The organism is Acrocarpospora pleiomorpha, from assembly GCF_009687885.1.
Lineage (GTDB): Bacteria > Actinomycetota > Actinomycetes > Streptosporangiales > Streptosporangiaceae > Acrocarpospora > Acrocarpospora pleiomorpha.
Map to the genome: position 1 here is coordinate 1 of NZ_BLAF01000100.1, position 16,499 is coordinate 16,499.

The window sequence follows — 16,499 nt, forward strand, 5'->3', positions numbered from 1 at the left end:
CTGACTGAGCCTGGATCCACAGGTCGCAATTTAATGGGAATGCCCTGAATGTGAGCGAGGTGCCCTCTGAGCTGGGATGATTGGAGTTCTCTACGCTTCAACCAGCCCGCCGGAAAGGACACCTCGTACGTGCGATTTTCTCATGCCGCTGCCAAGACCCACGCCATCTTCGACGATGAGCACATGATCGCGTACGCCGGGCTGGAACCGGTGATGCGCCTGGCCCAGCGGTGCGGCTTGGACGCCCTGGTCGGCGAGTACGTGCAGATCGCCGGTCCGGCCGGGGCCAACGCGCCCGCCAAGCTCGCCTCGGTCATCGCGGGGATGGCCTGCGGCGCCGACAGCATCGAGGACTTGGACGCGCTGCGGCACGGCGGGATGCGCAAGTTGTTTGACGGCGTGCGGGCCCCGTCCACGCTTGGTTCATTCCTGCGCGCACCCACCTGGGGCAATGTCCGCCAGTTGGAGAAGGTGAACCGGCGGATGCTGGCACGGCTCGCCTCCCACACCCCGATGCTGCCCGATGCGGGAACGGTCGCCTTCATCGACGTCGACTCGATGCAGCGGCGGACCTACGGCTACCGGAAACAGGGATCGGGGTTCGGGCACACCAAGATCCAGGGCAAAAGCGTGCTGGTCCGCGGCCTCAACGTGCTGCTGGCCACCGTGTCCACGCCGCAGGCTGTCCCGGTGATCTGCGCCACCCGGCTGCGTGGCGGGAAGACCGGCTCGGCGCGCGGTGCCGAGCCGTTCGTCCGCGAGAGCATCGCCGCCGCCAAGGAAGCCGGGGCGGGTTCTGGCGCCGGCGGCATCGTGGTGCTGCGCGGGGACTCGGCGTTCTACAGCGCGAGAGTGATCGCCGCCTGCCGGGACAACCACGTGTCCTTCTCGGTCACCGCGAAGATGGACAAGAAGATCAAAGCGGCGATCGTGGCGATGCCCGAGTCGGCTTGGGTGACGATCGAGTATCCGAACGCGGTCTTTGATGAGCGGGCCGGGCGCTGGGTGTCGGATGCTGAGATCGCCGAGATCACCTACACCGCGTTCGCGTCGAAGAAGAACCAGGCCGTGACCGCCCGGCTGATCGTGCGCCGGGTCAAGCGGCTCAATCCGCGGGGCAAGAACGGCCAGGAGGAGTTGTTCGCCACCTGGCGTTACCACGCGATCTTCACCGACAGTCCGTTCACCCTGGTCCAGGCTGAGGCCCAGCACCGGGACCACGCGGTGATGGAGCAGGTTAACGCTGACCTGATCGACGGCCCGCTGGCCCATCTGCCCTCCGGCGTGTTCACCGCGAACGCGGCCTGGCTCACCTTGGCCGCCCTCACCCACAATCTGCTCCGTGCGGCCGGATGCCTGGCCGGCGCGTTCCACGCCCGAGCACGCGGGGCGACGCTGCGTCGTCACTTGATCGCCGTCCCCGCCCGCATCGCCCGGCACGGCCGCGGCCACCTCACCCTCCATCTGCCTGAACATTGGCGCTGGCAGGACGCCTGGCTCAACGTCTTCGACGCGCTTGACGGTCCACCTCGCCGCTGTGTGGCCTGACCCGCCCCCAACCCCGGTCACCGCCTGCTTGTGACGACCGCGCACGGTCACCCGCGCCCCAGCGGCGCCGCCCCCGACCCGCAGGACTTCCTGGACAGGCCGCGACCCGCGCGCGGCGGTCCTTTCACGCCCGAAAATCCAGCCTTCACCAGCAGAAACGGCCCTCGTGGAGGGATTGGCCGAAAATGATCACAAGAAATCACGCGGTGGATTCAGGCTGAGCGTCTTGAGGCTTGGGAGGCGCTGGCCGGATCCAAGGTCCCTAGGCATGTCGATCTGCTGCCGTCGTCTGGGAAAGACGTCCTGCGTGCTGCAAACCTACGCCTGCGCGGCGAAAAGTTGGTCGACCTCGGTCAGCCTGAGGTGGGACGGACGAACCTTCAAGATGCAGCCGCGTTGGGCGGCCCGGCCGAGCAACTGGCCTACGCTCGTTTCCTGGCCCGGCATGGCGAACTCGACGAGGCTCACGCCGCGACGCAGCGCGCCATCGACCACTACACCAGTGCAGACTCACACCTGTACTCACCGCCCGCAGCGGAAGCCTTCGCTGCGCAAGCAGGAATGCTGCGTCGGCAGGGACGCAACGTCGATGCAATCGGACGATTCGAGCATGCCTTAACACTCCTCATTCAGCGTGACCCCTATGCTCAGAAAGTCCGCTGTCGAATCCTCGACGAGCTCGGAATTGCGCACCAGAACATCGGCGACCTGGTGTCGGCTCGACGCACCTTCCAGGAGTCTCTCGATTTGAGACGCAATTCGGGAAACGCCTCGGACGTGTGCCAGTCGCTCGTCAATCTGGCAAGGCTCGAGGTTGGTATGGAGGACTTGGAGACCGCCGCTTCCTACGCCGACGAAGTGGTTTCGACTCTGCGCGGCACACCGCCGACGGCACTTCATGCCAATGCTGAGGTGTTGGTCGCGCAGGTGCGCCTCCGCCAAGGTCGACCTGAAGATGGCGTGCCATATGCCGAACGGGCTTTGTCTGTAAACCAGCAGATCGCGAGCAGACGAGGGGAGGCCATCTCCCTGTACGTGCTTGCACAGTGCTGCCGTGCGGCCGGCATGAGACGCGAGGCGGAAGGCTACGCGCGCGCCTGTCTCGAAGTGAACAGAGCGATGGGGGACGAGAAGGGGGAACAGCGAGCCCAGTGGATCCTCGATCATCTGGACGAGTAACCGAGCCAAGTTGGCCAGATCAGATGGTCACGCTGGCGCCACGGACGTCAACCTGGACGTAGTCGAGGCTGGGCCACAGCAAAGCCGTGAGGCGGCCGTCATCGGATCCACAGCCGGTATCCAGTTGTGCCGAATTGGTCCCGATCCTCGGAAGGTTGCCCACTACAACGTGCGCACTCACCCGGAACTTGCGCGTCGAGGCGGACGAAGGAGTGTGCTGGGCGATGAAGTCGTTCGACTCGTAGGTCACAGGCATACGCCGTATCCCGTCTAGATGCTCCTTCGGGAATCTGGCGCGGAAGTCGCCCAGGACGTCGGGTCCCACTTTCGCACCCACATACGACCGAATGGTCATCGCCCCGCCCATTTTGAGAAAGGCCGTCAGATCCTCGGTGTCCAACGCGTCGAGCAGGGCCGCCTCATGGTTCCCCTGAAGGAGGGTTGCGCGTCCGGAGCTGGAATACGCAAGAAGTTCCTCCATCACCTCCGCGGACTGTGACCCTTTGTTGATGTAGTCACCGAGAAAAATCGCGTGTGGTTCACCCCGTGCAGCGAGGACGTCGCATAGTCCCCGCAGCGCGCTCAAATTTCCGTGGATGTCGCCCACAAACGCGATCTCGGCACTCACAGCAGAATTTTCTCCACCTCGGCGTAGTCGGAGGTCTGCCCCGTAGCCCCCAGGGCCATGAACGCCATCGAGAGGATGTCGCTGGGACGTCCCCATTCGTTGACGACCGTGGCCTCAAGGGAACCATGTTCGTTGGGTGGGAAGTCACCGACAATCCCACGCAGCCGAGACAGGCATTGCTCAAGATCCTCTGCCGTCGCCTCACCTGGCTGCCGTGAGGCCAGGAGACGAGTCAAGTAAGGATCCCTATGCCGGACGGCCAACTCCCGCACCGAGAAACAGGGGGAACCATCTGCGATGGCCTGCGCGTATAGGCAACTGCGTAGCAGGTACCGGGCCTGACGCAAGAGGCCAAAGAGGTACTTCGGCAGGTCTCGCTCCGGGCTGGTGAAGAGCTTAGACAGACTCCGAGCGCGGGCTAGGAGTCGCTGAGTATCGACCTCGCCCATATCCTCCACAGCGCGGCTCAGATGGCCGTGTCTGTCCCAAACAATCTTGGCGTCACGCTTGAGATGGGCCCCGAAGAGAGTGCCGATACCGGTCGAGAGCTGCTTTCGGGTGTAGTAGCTGACGTGAACGTAACCGGAGTCAGTGCTGGGTCGCTGAGCCGTCACCAGGGCCAGCGCATCCAGGTCCGAACCGGGCACCGCGTCCCGGCGGGCCTGGCTCCCATAAACCAACAGCCCCTCAACGTCCGCAGGTAGCTCCGGGAAGTCCTCCAAAACGCTGGCTGGAACGCCCATCCCCAGCAGGGCACTGATCACGTCGCCACGGATCACGTTCCCCAACTCCTGCGATCTGCCCGCACTTTCGGAACAACGAAGACTAAAACCCTACGCGCGTCGGCAACCACCTCCCGGCAAGGCAGCTAGCCACTTGATCTAGCAAAAGTGCGCACGTCTTTGGCACGATCACCGCCACTACCAGATCATCCCCGCACACAGCCGGACACTGGCCAGCCCCCCAGACAACACGAAAGCCCAGGTCAGACAGTCGCTGACCTGGGCCTTCCGCTGCGCGGCCGGGAGGACTCGAACCCCCAACCTTCTGATCCGTAGTCAGATGCTCTATCCATTGAGCTACGGCCGCTTGCTTGGTGCCTCTGACCTGCTTGTCGTCGGCAACGGATCCAACTGTACCAGTCGGACGTGCCCGATCGAGCCAATTATCCCGTGGGCCACGCCCCCCTCGCGGCGAGGCTGTCGATCTTCTTGGGAGCCGGCGGCTAGGGGCGTGGTCAGGGGAAGGGTCGGCACGTGGGCGTGCCGGGGCTGGTGGTCAGTTGGCCGGGTTGGGGCTGTTGCGTGTCCGTGGTGGGAAGGGCGTCTCGGAGTGTGATGTGTGACTCGTCCGAGTTGTGGAGGGGGCGGATGGACAGTCTTCGGAGACGGATGGCGTGTTGGCGTGTTGGTGGGCCTTGAGGGATGTGATCGTTTATCGGTTTTGGGGTTTGGGGGGCGGGTTCGGTGGGGGACGGGTTAGTTGCCCCTGCCAAGAAGGGTCAAAGATCTCAGCGGATGGGCGTGGAGTGCAATTGCTTGGGCAATGAAAAGGGACATAACCACCCAATCTCACCCGATGGGGCTGATGCTGATGAACCTGGGCATCGTCGTTACGGCCGCGTTTCTTCTTGTGGTGTTGTTCGTCGTGCAGGCCGTACGGCGGCGGCGGGTGGATGTTGAGACGGAGCGGGTCCTGGCCGAGATGGTCGAGGGGACGTTGGGGGCTGATGGGCGGGGGCTCGGGGATGCGGTGATCTTGCTGGAGCGGTCTCGGCAGGCGGGGCTGGCCGCGCGGCTGCATGTGTCGGGGGCGCCGAGGCGGTTGCCGCGGAGTGTGGATCTGGCGGGATATCGCATTGTGCAGGAGGCTTTGACGAATGCCCTTGAGCATGGCACGGATGCGGCCACGGTGATCATCGGGTATCAGCCGAGTGCGGTCACGCTTACCGTTGACAGTCCGGTTGGCGGAAGGGCCACTCGGCATTCTGGGATAAAGCGGATGCGGGAACGGGCTACGCCGGTGGGTGGGACGGTGCAGGCGGGGCCGTATGCGGGGGGCTGGCGTGTCTACGCGTATCTACCCACCGAGCTTAACCCGTCGTGACCTGGTCTTTCTTTGGCCAGAGGGTGTAGCTGATCGGCCAGATCGCGGCGATGAGGGGGACTTTCAGGGCGCCGAGCATGAAGGCGGACAGGGCTTCTGTCCGTGATTCATCCCCGACCATCACGATCGCGGCGAAGAGGAGCCCGCAGGCGATGCCGTACGCGAGGACGATTCTCAGCCAGAAGCCCCACTCGTAGCGGATGCGCGCGGAGCCGCCCGACGGTGGCTTCCAGGGCGGCGGGCCGCCGGCGAAGCGGTGGGCGACATGTGCATCGACCCACTGGATTGTCCGGTGGCCGAACACCACGGAATACGCGAGGTACGTCGCCGCGAGCCCATGCTGCCAGGTCGCCATGGCTCCGGAACGCATGTCGATCACGCCGGCCACCAGCAGCACCACATCGATCAGCGGAACGCACAGCAGCACGATTGCGCTCACGCGGGGCAACCGCAGGCCGTATCGGGCGATCAGGCCGAGGCCGAGGAACACCCAGAAGCCGATCTCGCACGCGATGATCAGTGCCAGCACGCCGAACACCTCCTTGATTCCATCGTGGGTGCGCGGCCTCCCGTATTCCTCGTCAACGTGAACGAACCGGGATACATCCTTCGATGTACGCCTGATGATGAGATAGAGGCATGGCTCCCCTCCGGCAGGACACCTGGATGGCCGGCGTGTTCTTCATCGCCGGTCTTGTCCTGCTCGCCGCGGGTGTGTTCATCCCGAGAGCGACGCCGCCGAGCCTGCTCATCGGACCGCTCGCGATCAGCTTCGTCGGCATCGCGCTGCGCCGCCGCGCGCCGATCCTCACCCTCGTGCTGGGATTCATCGCCCTATTGGGTGACATGCTCCTCGGCCCTTCCCTGGGCACAGTCCTGATATTTACTGACAACATCTATGCCGCCGCTCTGTACGGCCCTGCGCCGCTGTCCCGCGCGCTTCTCCGGATCACTCCGGTGGTCACGCTCGTGATCGGCGCGGCCGCCGGATATGTCGCCCAGGATTGGCGGGCGATCGCGATCGTGGGCGTCCAGGCTGCCCTGGTCGGAATCGGCCCAGTGATCACGGCGGTCATCGTTCGCCAGCACCGTGACCAGGCCGAGGCCGAGAGGACGAGGGCGGAGCAGATTGCCCGGTTGGCCGAGCTCGACCGGCAAACGGCGATCACCGCCGAGCGCACGCGGATGGCCAGGGAGCTCCACGACCTGGTCGCCAACCATTTCAGCGCGATCGCCATCCAGTCGGCGGGGGTGCTCTCCCGCTCGGATCTGGAACCCCGGGCCGTACAGGCGATCTTGGAGTCGATCAGGGAGAACAGTGTTCAGGGGATGGCGGAGATGCGCGCCATGATCGGCCTGCTCCGTGCGGAGCTGCCAGATCAGGACGAACCGACCCGGCGCAGGCTCGCCGACGCCGGGGACCTGATCGAACGATCGGGACTTCGGGCCACTCTCACGGTCACCGGTTCGGCTCGCGATCTGCCCGCCGCTGTCGATCTCGCCGCCTATCGGATCCTTCAGGAATCCCTGACGAACGCCCTCAAGCACGGTACGGCTCCCGCCGACGTCACCCTCGATTATGGTCCGAACATGGTCATCCTGACCGTCGACAATCCGGTCGGCGATCATCACCCGATCCTGCCGGGGGCAGGGGCGGGGCTGGTCGGGATGCGAGAACGCGCCACGCTCATCGGGGGCACGTTCGAGGCAGGGCCGCACCAGAACGGCTGGCGGGTCCGCGCCGAGCTGCCCCTTCCGGAGGAGACGCCATGATCAGAGTGCTGGTCGCGGACGATCACGCGGCCGTGCGCGCGGGGCTGTTGCTGATTCTGGGTGGGGCTTCCGACATTGAGGTGATCGGTGAGGCGGCGGATGGGCGTAGCGCGGTGGACATGGCCCTCGAAATGCGGCCAGATGTCGTGCTCATGGACATACGCATGCCGCGCTTGGACGGAATCGCGGCCACGGCGGAACTGAACGGCGTCACGGACGTGATCATCCTGACCACGTTCGACCAGGATGAGTACGTTTTCGGCGCCCTCCGTGCGGGAGCTGCGGGGTTTCTGCTCAAGAACGCCGACGCGGACACGCTCGTCCAGGCCGTGCGGCTGGTCGCGCGTGGCGACGGTCTCATCTCGCCGTCGATCACTCGGCGGCTCATCAGCGCTTTCGCCCAGACGCGTACGGCAGAGCGACCAGAACCCGAAGGACTCACCGCCCGCGAACGGGAGGTCCTCGAATGCCTCGGCCGGGGGCTGTCGAACGCGGAGATAGCTCGCAAACTGGACATCGCCGAGCCGACAGCGAAGACGCACGTCAGCCGGGTGCTCACAAAACTCGGCTTGCAGAGCCGGGCGCAGGCAGCGGCGTACTACGCGGGAATGTAGTGTCCCGGCAACACGACCTCGTATAGCGACGGCGACCCCCGGGACCTGCCCTGGGCCCGGGGGTCTGAAGTTTCCGTCATATAGGACGTCAGTCCGTTTAAGAATGCTGGTCAGTCTAAAGAGATCGTGCTCTTCCTATTAAGCTAGGGGCGCATGTGGAGCACCCCGCGGGAATCGAACCCGCACCCCGACCTGCTCTGTCAGCATTCGATTGTTCTGGCGCCCGACGGAGAATGCTGAATCTGGAGCGAGAGTCTGAGATTGAACGGCTGCCTCTACCATTGGGCTACTCCGGCGTGGGTGCCGGAGCCGGGGATCGAACCCGAACTTTTCACCGTGGTTCAGTTTCAGCTTCATTTTCAGCTTGCGCTCCTCGCGCACCCGCTCTCGCGAGCGGGGGTCCATGACGTGCTAGCCCAGCAGGTAGCCGAACAGCGCCTCGCCGACCCGCTGGTCGACGATCTCGGTGCCGTTGGCCTCCTCGCGGGCATACTTGACGGCTTCCTGCAGTTTGACGACTCGGGCGAGTAACTCGTTCACCCGGCGCTGCGGAACCGCGCCGGAGAAGCCGACCTTGGTCCAGTAGCCGACGATGACGTCCTCGTTGTAGACCTGCACCTGCGCCGGGTGTTTCTCCGTCGCGGCGACCAGGACGTGGTTGCGCGGCACCTTCTTGGTCCGCGTCGTCTTCACCGGCTCGGTTCGCCAGGAATCGGTGTTCTCGTCGCGCGCCCAGCTCTCGGACGGATCCAGCGTCGGCAGCCGCGAAATGAAATTGTGCAGGTCGACGAGCTGCTTCTCCAGAAACAGCAGATACGTCACCGGCACGTCGGGCACCAGCACGACCCCGTCGATCTTCACGTCGGCCTTCGCCGAGCAGTTCGCGACGTCCTTGGTCGCGGTCACGTCCAAGAGCCGGGTCAGCGCGACCGTCACATCCGTGAGCACCTGCTCGGCCTGCACCTGCACCCGCGTCGACTCCGGCGGAAGCTGCTCGCCCTCATCGTCGATCGGCTGGTACGTCCGGGAGATGCCGGACAGCAACGGAGCCTTGTTGATCAGGTTGTGCGCGTCGGCCACCTTGCGCTGGACGTCGGATTTGACGCCCTTCTCCACGGCGAGGATCTGGTTGAGCTTGGTCACGGCACGACCGTAGCGGTAAGAGACGACATGTCACACCTCAATATCTGTTGGGGGGGCACCCGAGGCCCTCGGGCTCCGCGCTGGGCTGCAGAGTAATTCCTATCAGCCGCGACCGACAGAACCACTCGGCCTCGCGTTCCAGGCCAAAGTGGCCCTCTCGGGCAAGTGCAGGAGGATGGATTCGAACCACCACAGCAATGCGTCCGGGTTACAACCGAATGAGCTCACCAGTGCTCAGCTCCTGCTGGAATACCACGTCCAGGCGGCAGGATTTGAACCTGCGATACTCCTGCTCCCAAAGCAGGCGGGCTGACCAAACTGCCCCACACCCGGTTTACCGTTCCGGCATAAGAACGGTAACAAGGATGCTTTCCAGCATTCATCTGATTTTTTGGGAATTGCGCTGGCGGGCGGCGGGGCTCAGGATTCTGTCGGTGGCGGGTGGCAGACTCGTCACCATGCGTGATGAAGTCTTGGGAGCTGGCCTGGAGCCCCCTGTGGGATGCCGCTCCAGCCGCCACACTGTCTTGCGCGCGGCTCAAGGACGCGCTGATCGAACGTTGGCCCAATGAGAGAGGTGCCCTGACGCGCGGTCCGCCCTGCCCGCCATATCGTCGGACTCATGGTGCGGATTCCGGACGAGATGAACGCTTGGGTCGTTGATCGACCAGGGCCGATGTCGACTGAGCCGTTGAAGCGGGTGCGAATTCCGGTGCCCGAACCCCTGCCGGGCCAGGTGCTGATCAAGGTTGAGGTCTGCGCGGTGTGCCGTACCGACCTGCACCTCGCCGAAGGCGACCTTGAACCACATCGGCCGCGCACGGTTCCGGGCCACGAGGCGGTCGGGCACATCGTGGCAGGGGCGACGAATGCGGACCTGACGGTCGGGTCTCGGGTGGGGGTGGCTTGGCTGCGGTCGACCTGTGGCACGTGCCGGTATTGCCTGCGCGGGGCGGAGAACCTCTGCCTGTATTCCACGTATACCGGCTGGGATGCGGACGGCGGCTACGCCGAATACCTTCTCGCCCCCGAGGCCTATGTCTATCCGCTGCCGAAGGATCACCCCGCGGAGAAGTTGGCTCCGCTGCTGTGCGCCGGAATCATCGGATATCGTGCGCTGCTCCAGGCCGACCTTCCGCCCGGTGGCCGGCTTGGCATCTACGGCTTCGGCGCGTCAGCGCATCTCACCGCTCAAGTGGCCATCGCCCAAGGTGCTGCCGTACATGTCCTGACAAGGTCGGAGAAAGCGCGCGAGCTTGCCCTCGACCTGGGGGCGGCGTCGGCGCGGGGCGCCTACGACACACCGCCCGAACCACTCGATTCGGCCATCCTCTTCGCCCCCGTGGGTGATCTCGTGCCCGTGGCGCTGGAGGCGCTCGACCGCGGCGGCACGCTCGCGGTCGCGGGCATCCACCTCACCGACATCCCCAGCCTCACCTACGAACGACACCTCTTCCAGGAGCGCGTCCTGCGCAGCGTCACCGCCAACACCCGCGAGGACGGCCACGCGTTCCTGGCATTCGCCGCGCACAACCCCCTCCAGGTCACCACCGTCCCGTACGACTTCACCCAAGCCACGGACGCGCTGACCGACCTGGCCGCCGACCGCATGAACGGCGCGGCAGTCCTCCACATCAGCAACTGAAGCCTCTTGGTCCAGAAAGCGTGATCGTCTCCGGGCGTGCCCACCATGTGCCCACTGGAGTGGTTTAGAGGCCAAGAAGGCCCTCTCCCCGGATTGGAAGCGACTCCGAAGCGGCCACGGCGCTCATCCCCCCGGAAGCGACAGCGCCGCGATCTTGGCCTCGCGTCGGCCTCACATCGAGGATCTGCTCTTGATTGAGATCAACAATGGCCCTCTTCCCGGGCTGGGAGAGGGCCATTGAACTGCGGAGGTTCGGGGATTTGAACCCCGGATGGGCTTAAGACCCAAACCGCATTAGCAGTGCGGCGCCATAGACCGGACTAGGCGAAACCTCCCGGTAGCCGATGTGGCTCAGGACAGAGTACCGGCGATCGCGCGAGGCGGCAAAGTGAATTGAGGTGTGGCGCAGCGCGGGCAGTCCGGCGTGAGGTTCGGGATGCGCACAGCCCTTATCCACAGGCTGTGGATAAGGGCTGTGCGCAAGGTGTGGATGGCACGCGGGCCGTTCCACCTGAGGTCAGAGCGGCTTCGGGCGTGATCGGACGGGACCGTGCTGCGCGAGCTCGCCTCAAAGTCAGGCCGCGGTCAGCGTGGGCGGGCTCTCCGGCCCGGCTGCACGCGCCTGTCCTTCGCAGGTGGTTCAGGCCTGCCGTACCGCTTCGCCTTCGATTTCGATCTTGATCTTCTTGCCGACGAGGAAGCCGCCGGCCTCGAGGGCCTGGTTCCAGGTCAGGCCGAAGACCTCGCGGTCGATTTCGGCTTCGGCGGAGAAGCCGAAGATCTCCTGGCCCCACGGGTTGGTGGCGGCGCCGCCGAACTCGGCCTTGAGCGCGACCTGCTTGGTGACGTCGCGGACGGTGAGGTCGCCGACCAGGGTGAACTCGTCTCCGCTGAAGTCCTGGACGGCCGTGCTGCGGAACGTCACCTCGGGGAACTTGTCGGCGGACAGGAAGTCGTCGCTGCGGAGGTGGGTGTCCCGGTCGGCGACGCCGGTGTTGATGCTCGCCGTCTGGATCGTGACGTCCACGGCTGATTCGGCCGGGTTCTCGGCGATGACGATCTTGCCGCTAAACTCGCCGAAGTTGCCCCGGACCTTGCTGACCATCATGTGCTTGGCGACGAATCCGACCCGGGTGTGTGCCCCATCGAGGGCGAACTCACCGGCGACCGGGATGGTGATGCCCTGCCACTCACGAACACTCATAGCTGATCTCCAAAGATTGTTGCCTTGCGGATGTTTTCAGCAACAAATGTCTACACGAGGAATATTCCTCACGTCAACTACCGTCGCGTAGACTTCTGAGCATGGACGCTTTTGAAGATCCTCGGCTGACAGCGATGGGGCTGTTCGCTGAGGTTTACACCGGGATAGCGGACAAGGCCAACGCCGGAATCGCGAAGGCAGGGCTGTCGGATGTCGACTTCGAGACGCTGATCCGGCTCGCCCGGTCACCCCGGCAGAGCCTGCGAATGAGTGACCTCGCCGCCCAGACGTCACTGTCGACGAGCGGGATCACCCGGGTCGTGGATCGGCTGGAACGCGAAGGCTTGGTGGTGCGCGAGGCATGCGCGACCGACCGGCGGGCGTCCTACGCGGTGATCACCGAGGCGGGCAACGCCCGCCTTCAGCAGGTACTCCCCCAGCACCTGGCGGACATCGAACTCTGGTTCACCGGCCTGCTGGCCCCAGAACAACTCACGATATTTCTGGACATGCTCCGGACTATTCGTGATGTGGTACGCCCCTGCGCCACCGCCGGGGTGATCAACCCAAGGGTTGACGCTGGCCAGGGATGAGCAAGTCACCGCGGAGCTTCGCCATGGCCCGGGAGACCGTGCTCTTCACGGTCCCGACGCTGATCCCCAGCGCCTTGGCGATCTCGGGTTCCGTCATGTCCTCGTAGTACCGCAGAACGATCGCCGTCCGCTGCCTGGCCGGTAGCCGGCTCAGCGCGTTCTCCAACTCGTCGTACCGATGACCGGGATCCTGATAGACGGGAATGTCAGGAATTTCGTCGGAAGGGTACTCCTCCAGCTTTCGTCGGCGCCACCACGAGATATTGATATTGACCATCGCCCGGCGCACGTACCCATCCAGCGCGGCACGATCCTGAATCCGGTCCCACGCCACATATGTCTTGGCCAGCGCCGCCTGCAGCAGATCCTCGGCGTCGGCGGGGTTGCCCGTGAGCTGGTTCGCCGCACGCAGCAGGGCCGACCCGCGAGTCACCACGTATTCCCGGAACTCCTCGTGGCTTGCGATCATGCGATCAGAATCCCAGCCCGAGCCATCCGTCCGGCTGAGCCGGAACCAAGGTTTCGCACTGTTGACCGCAAAGATCATGTAAGCCCGCTGACACGATCAACTTTGCTCTTTATCGGGTACGGCACAGCCGTTTAGGGTCGGGTTTGCCCTGACTCGGGGTCAACGGATTCCACCAGGAGTGGGAATTCTGCTACCACACAGCACCCAGCGCCAAAATTATGCCCCTATCAGGATAGACATCATGTGAGGCTGGTGAGTGTGGCGATGCATGTTGAACGTAGGCGCGCGCTGGCGGCAGCCGTACTCGGCCGGGATCCTGATCCGGCTCGGCTGGCGGCCGACGACGGCGTGATGCTGGACGCGGTCAGTGGCGTGATCCTCGATGTCAGCCCGCACCTGATCATCGTGGAGACCGATGACGGTGACGAGGAACGGCTCGTGATCGCGCCGTGGGCGACCGCGTGGCACGGTGGGACCACCACGCCGACAGATCTTCCAGTCGGGTCCCGGGTGATCATCAGGGCCCTGCGTTCGGGCAAGGTCGTGGACCGGATCTGGGCGGATATCACCAGGATGACGGGCATCATCCGCTCGGTCAGCGGCCGGACCGACCTCGCCATCGAGCTTGACTGTGGCCCGCATCGCGGGCACCGGTCGATCGTGATCCCTTATCGATCTTCCGGGCGGGTGCGGGTGCGGTATCCGAAGCTGGAGCCGGGCTATCTCTTCGACGCCATCGGCGTGATCCGCGACGGCACTCCGCTCGCCCAGCTTCCGGCCACCTCGCAGCCCGCCTACCGGGCCGGATCCGTCCCACCGCCGCCCCCCGCCTACGGCGGGGTCCAGTCGAAGATCTCCGGGACCGCGGTCTGGTCGGACTTCACCGATCGAGGCGCGGCTTATGCGATGTTGGAGCGGTCCGACTCCGAATGCGAGGATGCGGGCGTCTCGTGCGCCGGGCTGCCTTATCTGGCGCTCGGGTCGATGTTGTATGTGCGGAATGTCTGTGCGGGGCGGGCGGCGGCGTTGCCGATCGTGGCGTGCGGCTGCCTGGCCGGACGGTTCTGCGATCGATGCGTGGAATGCGGGACCTCGCCGCGCGGCCGCATCGTGGAACTCTCGGCCACCTCGTACGTCGAGCTCGGCGGGGATCTGACCAAGGGGTGCTTCAACGCGCGGGTGGGGTTGACGTGACGCGCGACGGCTCGGGGCAGAAGGAGGATGTTGGGTGAGCGAGACGATCGCGGCGGCGGCGGAGCCGATCCTGGTGTTCATGTTCGCGCTGGGCGGCGTGGCCAAGCTGGCCAGCGTCGGCAGTGACGCGGAGCCCGGCGCGCTGGCCAGGCTGGGCCCGGCGGTGCTGATGCCAGAACGGTTCCGCCGACCAGCGATGATCTTCTGTGCCGTGGTCGAGTTCGGCCTCGCGATCGGCCTGGTCTTCTTCGACCACCCCGTCCCACGCTGGATGACGGTCGCGTTCTTCGCCGTATCCACATATGTCCTGTGGGACCTGCGAAGGCGCCGCCCCGACGTGGGCTGCGGCTGCTTCGGCGAGGTCAGCGCCAGACCGGTCGGCCTGCGATCCATCGGGCGCACGGTGGTGCTGACCGCGATGGCGATCATGATCGCGCTCCACAACACCAGTGGCCTGCCCAATCTGACGTGGACGTTCACGGCCTGGTTGGGCGGCGGCCTCATGCTGCTCCTGATCCTTTCCCCCGAGATCGAGGAATCTTTGGCCCGGCTTCGCTACCGGGCCCCCTGCGAGCAGCGCCCCTTCCCCGCCGACCGCGCCTTCTCCCGGCTGCGATCGAGCACGGCCTGGCGCGCCCATTACCCGATGCTGAAATCGGAGGAGCCCTCCGACAGCTGGCGTGAACTCTGCTGGCGCTTCTTCGCGTTCGACGCGGTGAATGGATCGGATGTCGTCTTCGCGGTCTACCTGAGCGGCCGTCGCCCGCCCGTCCGCGTCGCGATCGTGGACGCGGACGGGCGGCAGGCGCCTCTGCAGAAATCTATCCCTGTATCAGCCTGACACTAGAGAGCCGTAGATTCCTGAATCAAGGCGCGGCGATTTGGCTCTCTACGACTCTCTAGCTTCCCCGCTAGAAAGCCGTAGAGAGGTCAATGGGCCCAGCGGTCAGAGCGGCTGGGCACGTAAGAACCTCCCGAAGTGCGGGACGGTGAAGGCGATCTGCCCCCGTTCGGCGCTGTAGATCAGGCCCTTCTTGATCAGGCTGTCGCGCGCCGGGGAAAGGCTGGACGGCTTACGGCCGAGCGCGTCGGCCACATCGGCGGTGGGCACGGGGTCGTCCCCGAGTTGCGCCATCGCGTGCATATAGTCGCGTTCCGCCGGGGTGGCACGTTCGTAACGGCTGCCGAAGAAGCCGACCGCGAGTTCCTCCTCGGCCTCCGGAGCGGACACCTTGATGTCCTCGGCGGTGATCGGGCTCCGTGGCGCGAGATCCCAGGCGACCTTGCCATACGCCTGGACGAAGTAGGGGTAGCCGTCGGCCGCCTCGTAGAGCGCGTCAAGCGCCTCCGGCGTGAACGCGACGCCCTCCTCCTGGGCGGGGGCGATCAGCGCCAGGTCGGCGGCCTCGCGGTCGAGGCGGTCGATTCGCGCATACCTGAACAGCCGCTCGGAGTAGCTCTTGCTGGCCGACAGGACCGAGGGAAGGTGCGGGAGGCCCGCGCCGACCACAATCAACCGGCCACCGGTCTGGGAGAGCTCGTGGCAGGCCGCGCAGAGGGCGGAGACGTCCAGGGCCGGCACGTCCTGCATCTCGTCGATGAACAGGGCGATGCCGACGCCGAGGTCGGTGGCCACGCTCGCCGCGTCCACGAACAGCTCGGTCAGATCGATCTCCAGGTCGCCGGAGTCGGCACGGCCCCGGCTGGCGGGGACGTCGATGCCAGGCGACCAGTGCGATGTGCCCTTGGCCGCTCCGGGGTCGCGCATCGCGAACGCCTTGAGCACGCCAAGGAACTCGTCGATACGCTCGGGACCGCGATGGCGAGGGGCCAGCTCGCGGATCGCCATGTGCAGGGCGGCGGCGACCGGGCGGCGGATCGACTGGTCCGGCCGTGCCTCGATCTTGCCGGTGCCCCAGAGGCGCTGAATGGCCATCGACTTGAAGGTGTTGAGCAGCACGGTCTTACCGACACCGCGCAGCCCGGTCACGACCATGCTTCGCTCCGGGCGGCCGCGCGCCACCCGCTCGAGGACGACCTCGAACTGCTGGAGCTCACGATCACGGCCGGCGAGCTCGGGGGGACGCTGGCCGGCGCCGGGGGCGTAGGGGTTACGCACAGGGTCCACGCTGTCGGACTTTATGACTGGATATAGCGGCCGTCGTAGATTTCCATAGAAAGCGCTACGGCGTGTCGCGGAACGGCGGGTGCCGGGGCATCGGGTGGGTGGGATCGGAGCCGCGAGCAGTGCCATGCGCTCCTCCTCACCTGCGCGTATGGGTGACCGCCTCCCAAGGGAGCCTGGTACGAACCCATGTTCGATCCGATGCCGATGACTGTAGCGCGGGATCGAACATGTGCGCGAGCCTTTCCCGAGAAAAGCTCGCGCAAAGATCGTTTAGG

Annotated in this window: 16 protein-coding genes and 4 tRNA genes; 9 read left to right on the forward strand and 11 right to left on the reverse strand. The window is 65.3% G+C overall.

The features are described from left to right. Positions 1–129: 129 nt before the first annotated feature. Together Aple_RS48305 and Aple_RS48310 are read left to right on the forward strand one after the other, a co-directional pair. Positions 130–1,548 carry an IS1380 family transposase gene (locus Aple_RS48305; RefSeq protein ID WP_155343135.1) on the forward strand — a complete coding sequence of 473 codons (1,419 nt, stop codon included), beginning with the start codon at positions 130–132 and terminating at the stop codon, positions 1,546–1,548. A 339-nt stretch (positions 1,549–1,887) separates the two neighbouring features. After that, entirely contained in the window at positions 1,888–2,727 is an 840-nt protein-coding gene (locus Aple_RS48310) for a tetratricopeptide repeat protein (RefSeq protein WP_218038894.1), read from the forward strand. 19 nt (positions 2,728–2,746) lie between these two features. Here Aple_RS48310 and Aple_RS48315 read toward each other — a convergent pair whose 3' ends face one another. The 3 genes from Aple_RS48315 to Aple_RS48325 all read right to left on the reverse strand — a co-directional run bounded on the left by Aple_RS48315 (position 2,747) and on the right by Aple_RS48325 (position 4,444). Continuing rightward, positions 2,747–3,355: a metallophosphoesterase gene (locus tag Aple_RS48315; protein WP_155351539.1), complete on the reverse strand. Its 609-nt coding sequence runs from the start codon at positions 3,353–3,355 to the stop codon at positions 2,747–2,749. Next, on the reverse strand, positions 3,352–4,134 hold the full coding sequence (locus Aple_RS48320; protein ID WP_170322040.1) for a nucleotidyltransferase domain-containing protein: 783 nt from the start codon (positions 4,132–4,134) through the stop codon (positions 3,352–3,354). Before Aple_RS48320 ends, Aple_RS48315 begins: the two co-directional genes overlap by 4 nt. 237 nt (positions 4,135–4,371) lie before the next feature. Next, a tRNA-Arg gene (locus tag Aple_RS48325) sits at positions 4,372–4,444 on the reverse strand. A gap of 489 nt (positions 4,445–4,933) precedes the next feature. Between Aple_RS48325 and Aple_RS55910 the strand changes: the two genes are divergently transcribed. Further along, complete coding sequence (locus Aple_RS55910; protein WP_155351540.1) at positions 4,934–5,461, forward strand: sensor histidine kinase; 528 nt, start codon at positions 4,934–4,936, stop codon at positions 5,459–5,461. On the opposite strand, the gene Aple_RS48335 is transcribed toward Aple_RS55910, so the two are convergent. Continuing rightward, positions 5,448–5,999, reverse strand: coding sequence for a hypothetical protein (locus tag Aple_RS48335; protein ID WP_155351541.1), 552 nt, complete (start codon positions 5,997–5,999; stop codon positions 5,448–5,450). The two genes, Aple_RS55910 and Aple_RS48335, sit on opposite strands and share 14 nt — an antisense overlap. A gap of 101 nt (positions 6,000–6,100) precedes the next feature. Between Aple_RS48335 and Aple_RS48340 the strand changes: the two genes are divergently transcribed. Both Aple_RS48340 and Aple_RS48345 read left to right on the forward strand, forming a co-directional pair. Continuing rightward, on the forward strand, positions 6,101–7,234 hold the full coding sequence (locus Aple_RS48340; RefSeq protein ID WP_155351542.1) for a sensor histidine kinase: 1,134 nt from the start codon (positions 6,101–6,103) through the stop codon (positions 7,232–7,234). After that, positions 7,231–7,848 (forward strand): response regulator, encoded by a 618-nt coding sequence (locus Aple_RS48345; RefSeq protein ID WP_155351543.1) that lies wholly within the window; start codon positions 7,231–7,233, stop codon positions 7,846–7,848. Before Aple_RS48340 ends, Aple_RS48345 begins: the two co-directional genes overlap by 4 nt. A 411-nt stretch (positions 7,849–8,259) precedes the next feature. Here Aple_RS48345 and Aple_RS48350 read toward each other — a convergent pair whose 3' ends face one another. From Aple_RS48350 to Aple_RS48360, 3 genes are all read right to left on the reverse strand, one after another. After that, positions 8,260–8,991, reverse strand: a complete 732-nt coding sequence (locus Aple_RS48350) for a DUF7873 family protein (RefSeq protein ID WP_155351544.1) — start codon at positions 8,989–8,991, stop codon at positions 8,260–8,262. A 166-nt stretch (positions 8,992–9,157) separates the two neighbouring features. Further along, positions 9,158–9,236, reverse strand: a tRNA-Tyr gene (locus Aple_RS48355). A gap of 12 nt (positions 9,237–9,248) precedes the next feature. After that, positions 9,249–9,324, reverse strand: a tRNA-Pro gene (locus tag Aple_RS48360). 289 nt (positions 9,325–9,613) lie between these two features. On the opposite strand from Aple_RS48360, the gene Aple_RS48365 reads away from it, so the two are divergent. Further along, positions 9,614–10,636 carry a zinc-dependent alcohol dehydrogenase family protein gene (locus Aple_RS48365; protein ID WP_373869721.1) on the forward strand — a complete coding sequence of 341 codons (1,023 nt, stop codon included), beginning with the start codon at positions 9,614–9,616 and terminating at the stop codon, positions 10,634–10,636. Between the two features lie 245 nt (positions 10,637–10,881). Here the strand turns inward: Aple_RS48365 and Aple_RS48370 are convergent. Both Aple_RS48370 and Aple_RS48375 read right to left on the reverse strand, forming a co-directional pair. Then, positions 10,882–10,971: transfer RNA gene (locus Aple_RS48370), tRNA-Ser, on the reverse strand. Between the two features lie 305 nt (positions 10,972–11,276). Next, a complete protein-coding gene (locus tag Aple_RS48375; RefSeq protein ID WP_155351545.1) occupies positions 11,277–11,840 on the reverse strand; it encodes a YceI family protein in 564 nt (187 codons plus the stop codon). Between the two features lie 101 nt (positions 11,841–11,941). On the opposite strand from Aple_RS48375, the gene Aple_RS48380 reads away from it, so the two are divergent. Continuing rightward, positions 11,942–12,433 carry a MarR family winged helix-turn-helix transcriptional regulator gene (locus Aple_RS48380; protein WP_155351546.1) on the forward strand — a complete coding sequence of 164 codons (492 nt, stop codon included), beginning with the start codon at positions 11,942–11,944 and terminating at the stop codon, positions 12,431–12,433. On the opposite strand, the gene Aple_RS48385 is transcribed toward Aple_RS48380, so the two are convergent. Then, the gene (locus tag Aple_RS48385) at positions 12,402–12,902 is read right to left on the reverse strand and encodes a SigE family RNA polymerase sigma factor (RefSeq protein ID WP_155351547.1); all 501 of its coding nucleotides are present in this window, start codon (positions 12,900–12,902) and stop codon (positions 12,402–12,404) included. The two genes, Aple_RS48380 and Aple_RS48385, sit on opposite strands and share 32 nt — an antisense overlap. Positions 12,903–13,166: 264 nt before the next feature. Between Aple_RS48385 and Aple_RS48390 the strand changes: the two genes are divergently transcribed. Both Aple_RS48390 and Aple_RS48395 read left to right on the forward strand, forming a co-directional pair. Continuing rightward, positions 13,167–14,096, forward strand: a complete 930-nt coding sequence (locus Aple_RS48390) for a hypothetical protein (RefSeq protein WP_155351548.1) — start codon at positions 13,167–13,169, stop codon at positions 14,094–14,096. 34 nt (positions 14,097–14,130) lie between these two features. Continuing rightward, positions 14,131–14,937: a MauE/DoxX family redox-associated membrane protein gene (locus Aple_RS48395; protein WP_155351549.1), complete on the forward strand. Its 807-nt coding sequence runs from the start codon at positions 14,131–14,133 to the stop codon at positions 14,935–14,937. Between the two features lie 105 nt (positions 14,938–15,042). On the opposite strand, the gene Aple_RS48400 is transcribed toward Aple_RS48395, so the two are convergent. After that, complete coding sequence (locus Aple_RS48400; RefSeq protein WP_155351550.1) at positions 15,043–16,224, reverse strand: ATP-binding protein; 1,182 nt, start codon at positions 16,222–16,224, stop codon at positions 15,043–15,045. Positions 16,225–16,499 lie beyond the last annotated feature (275 nt).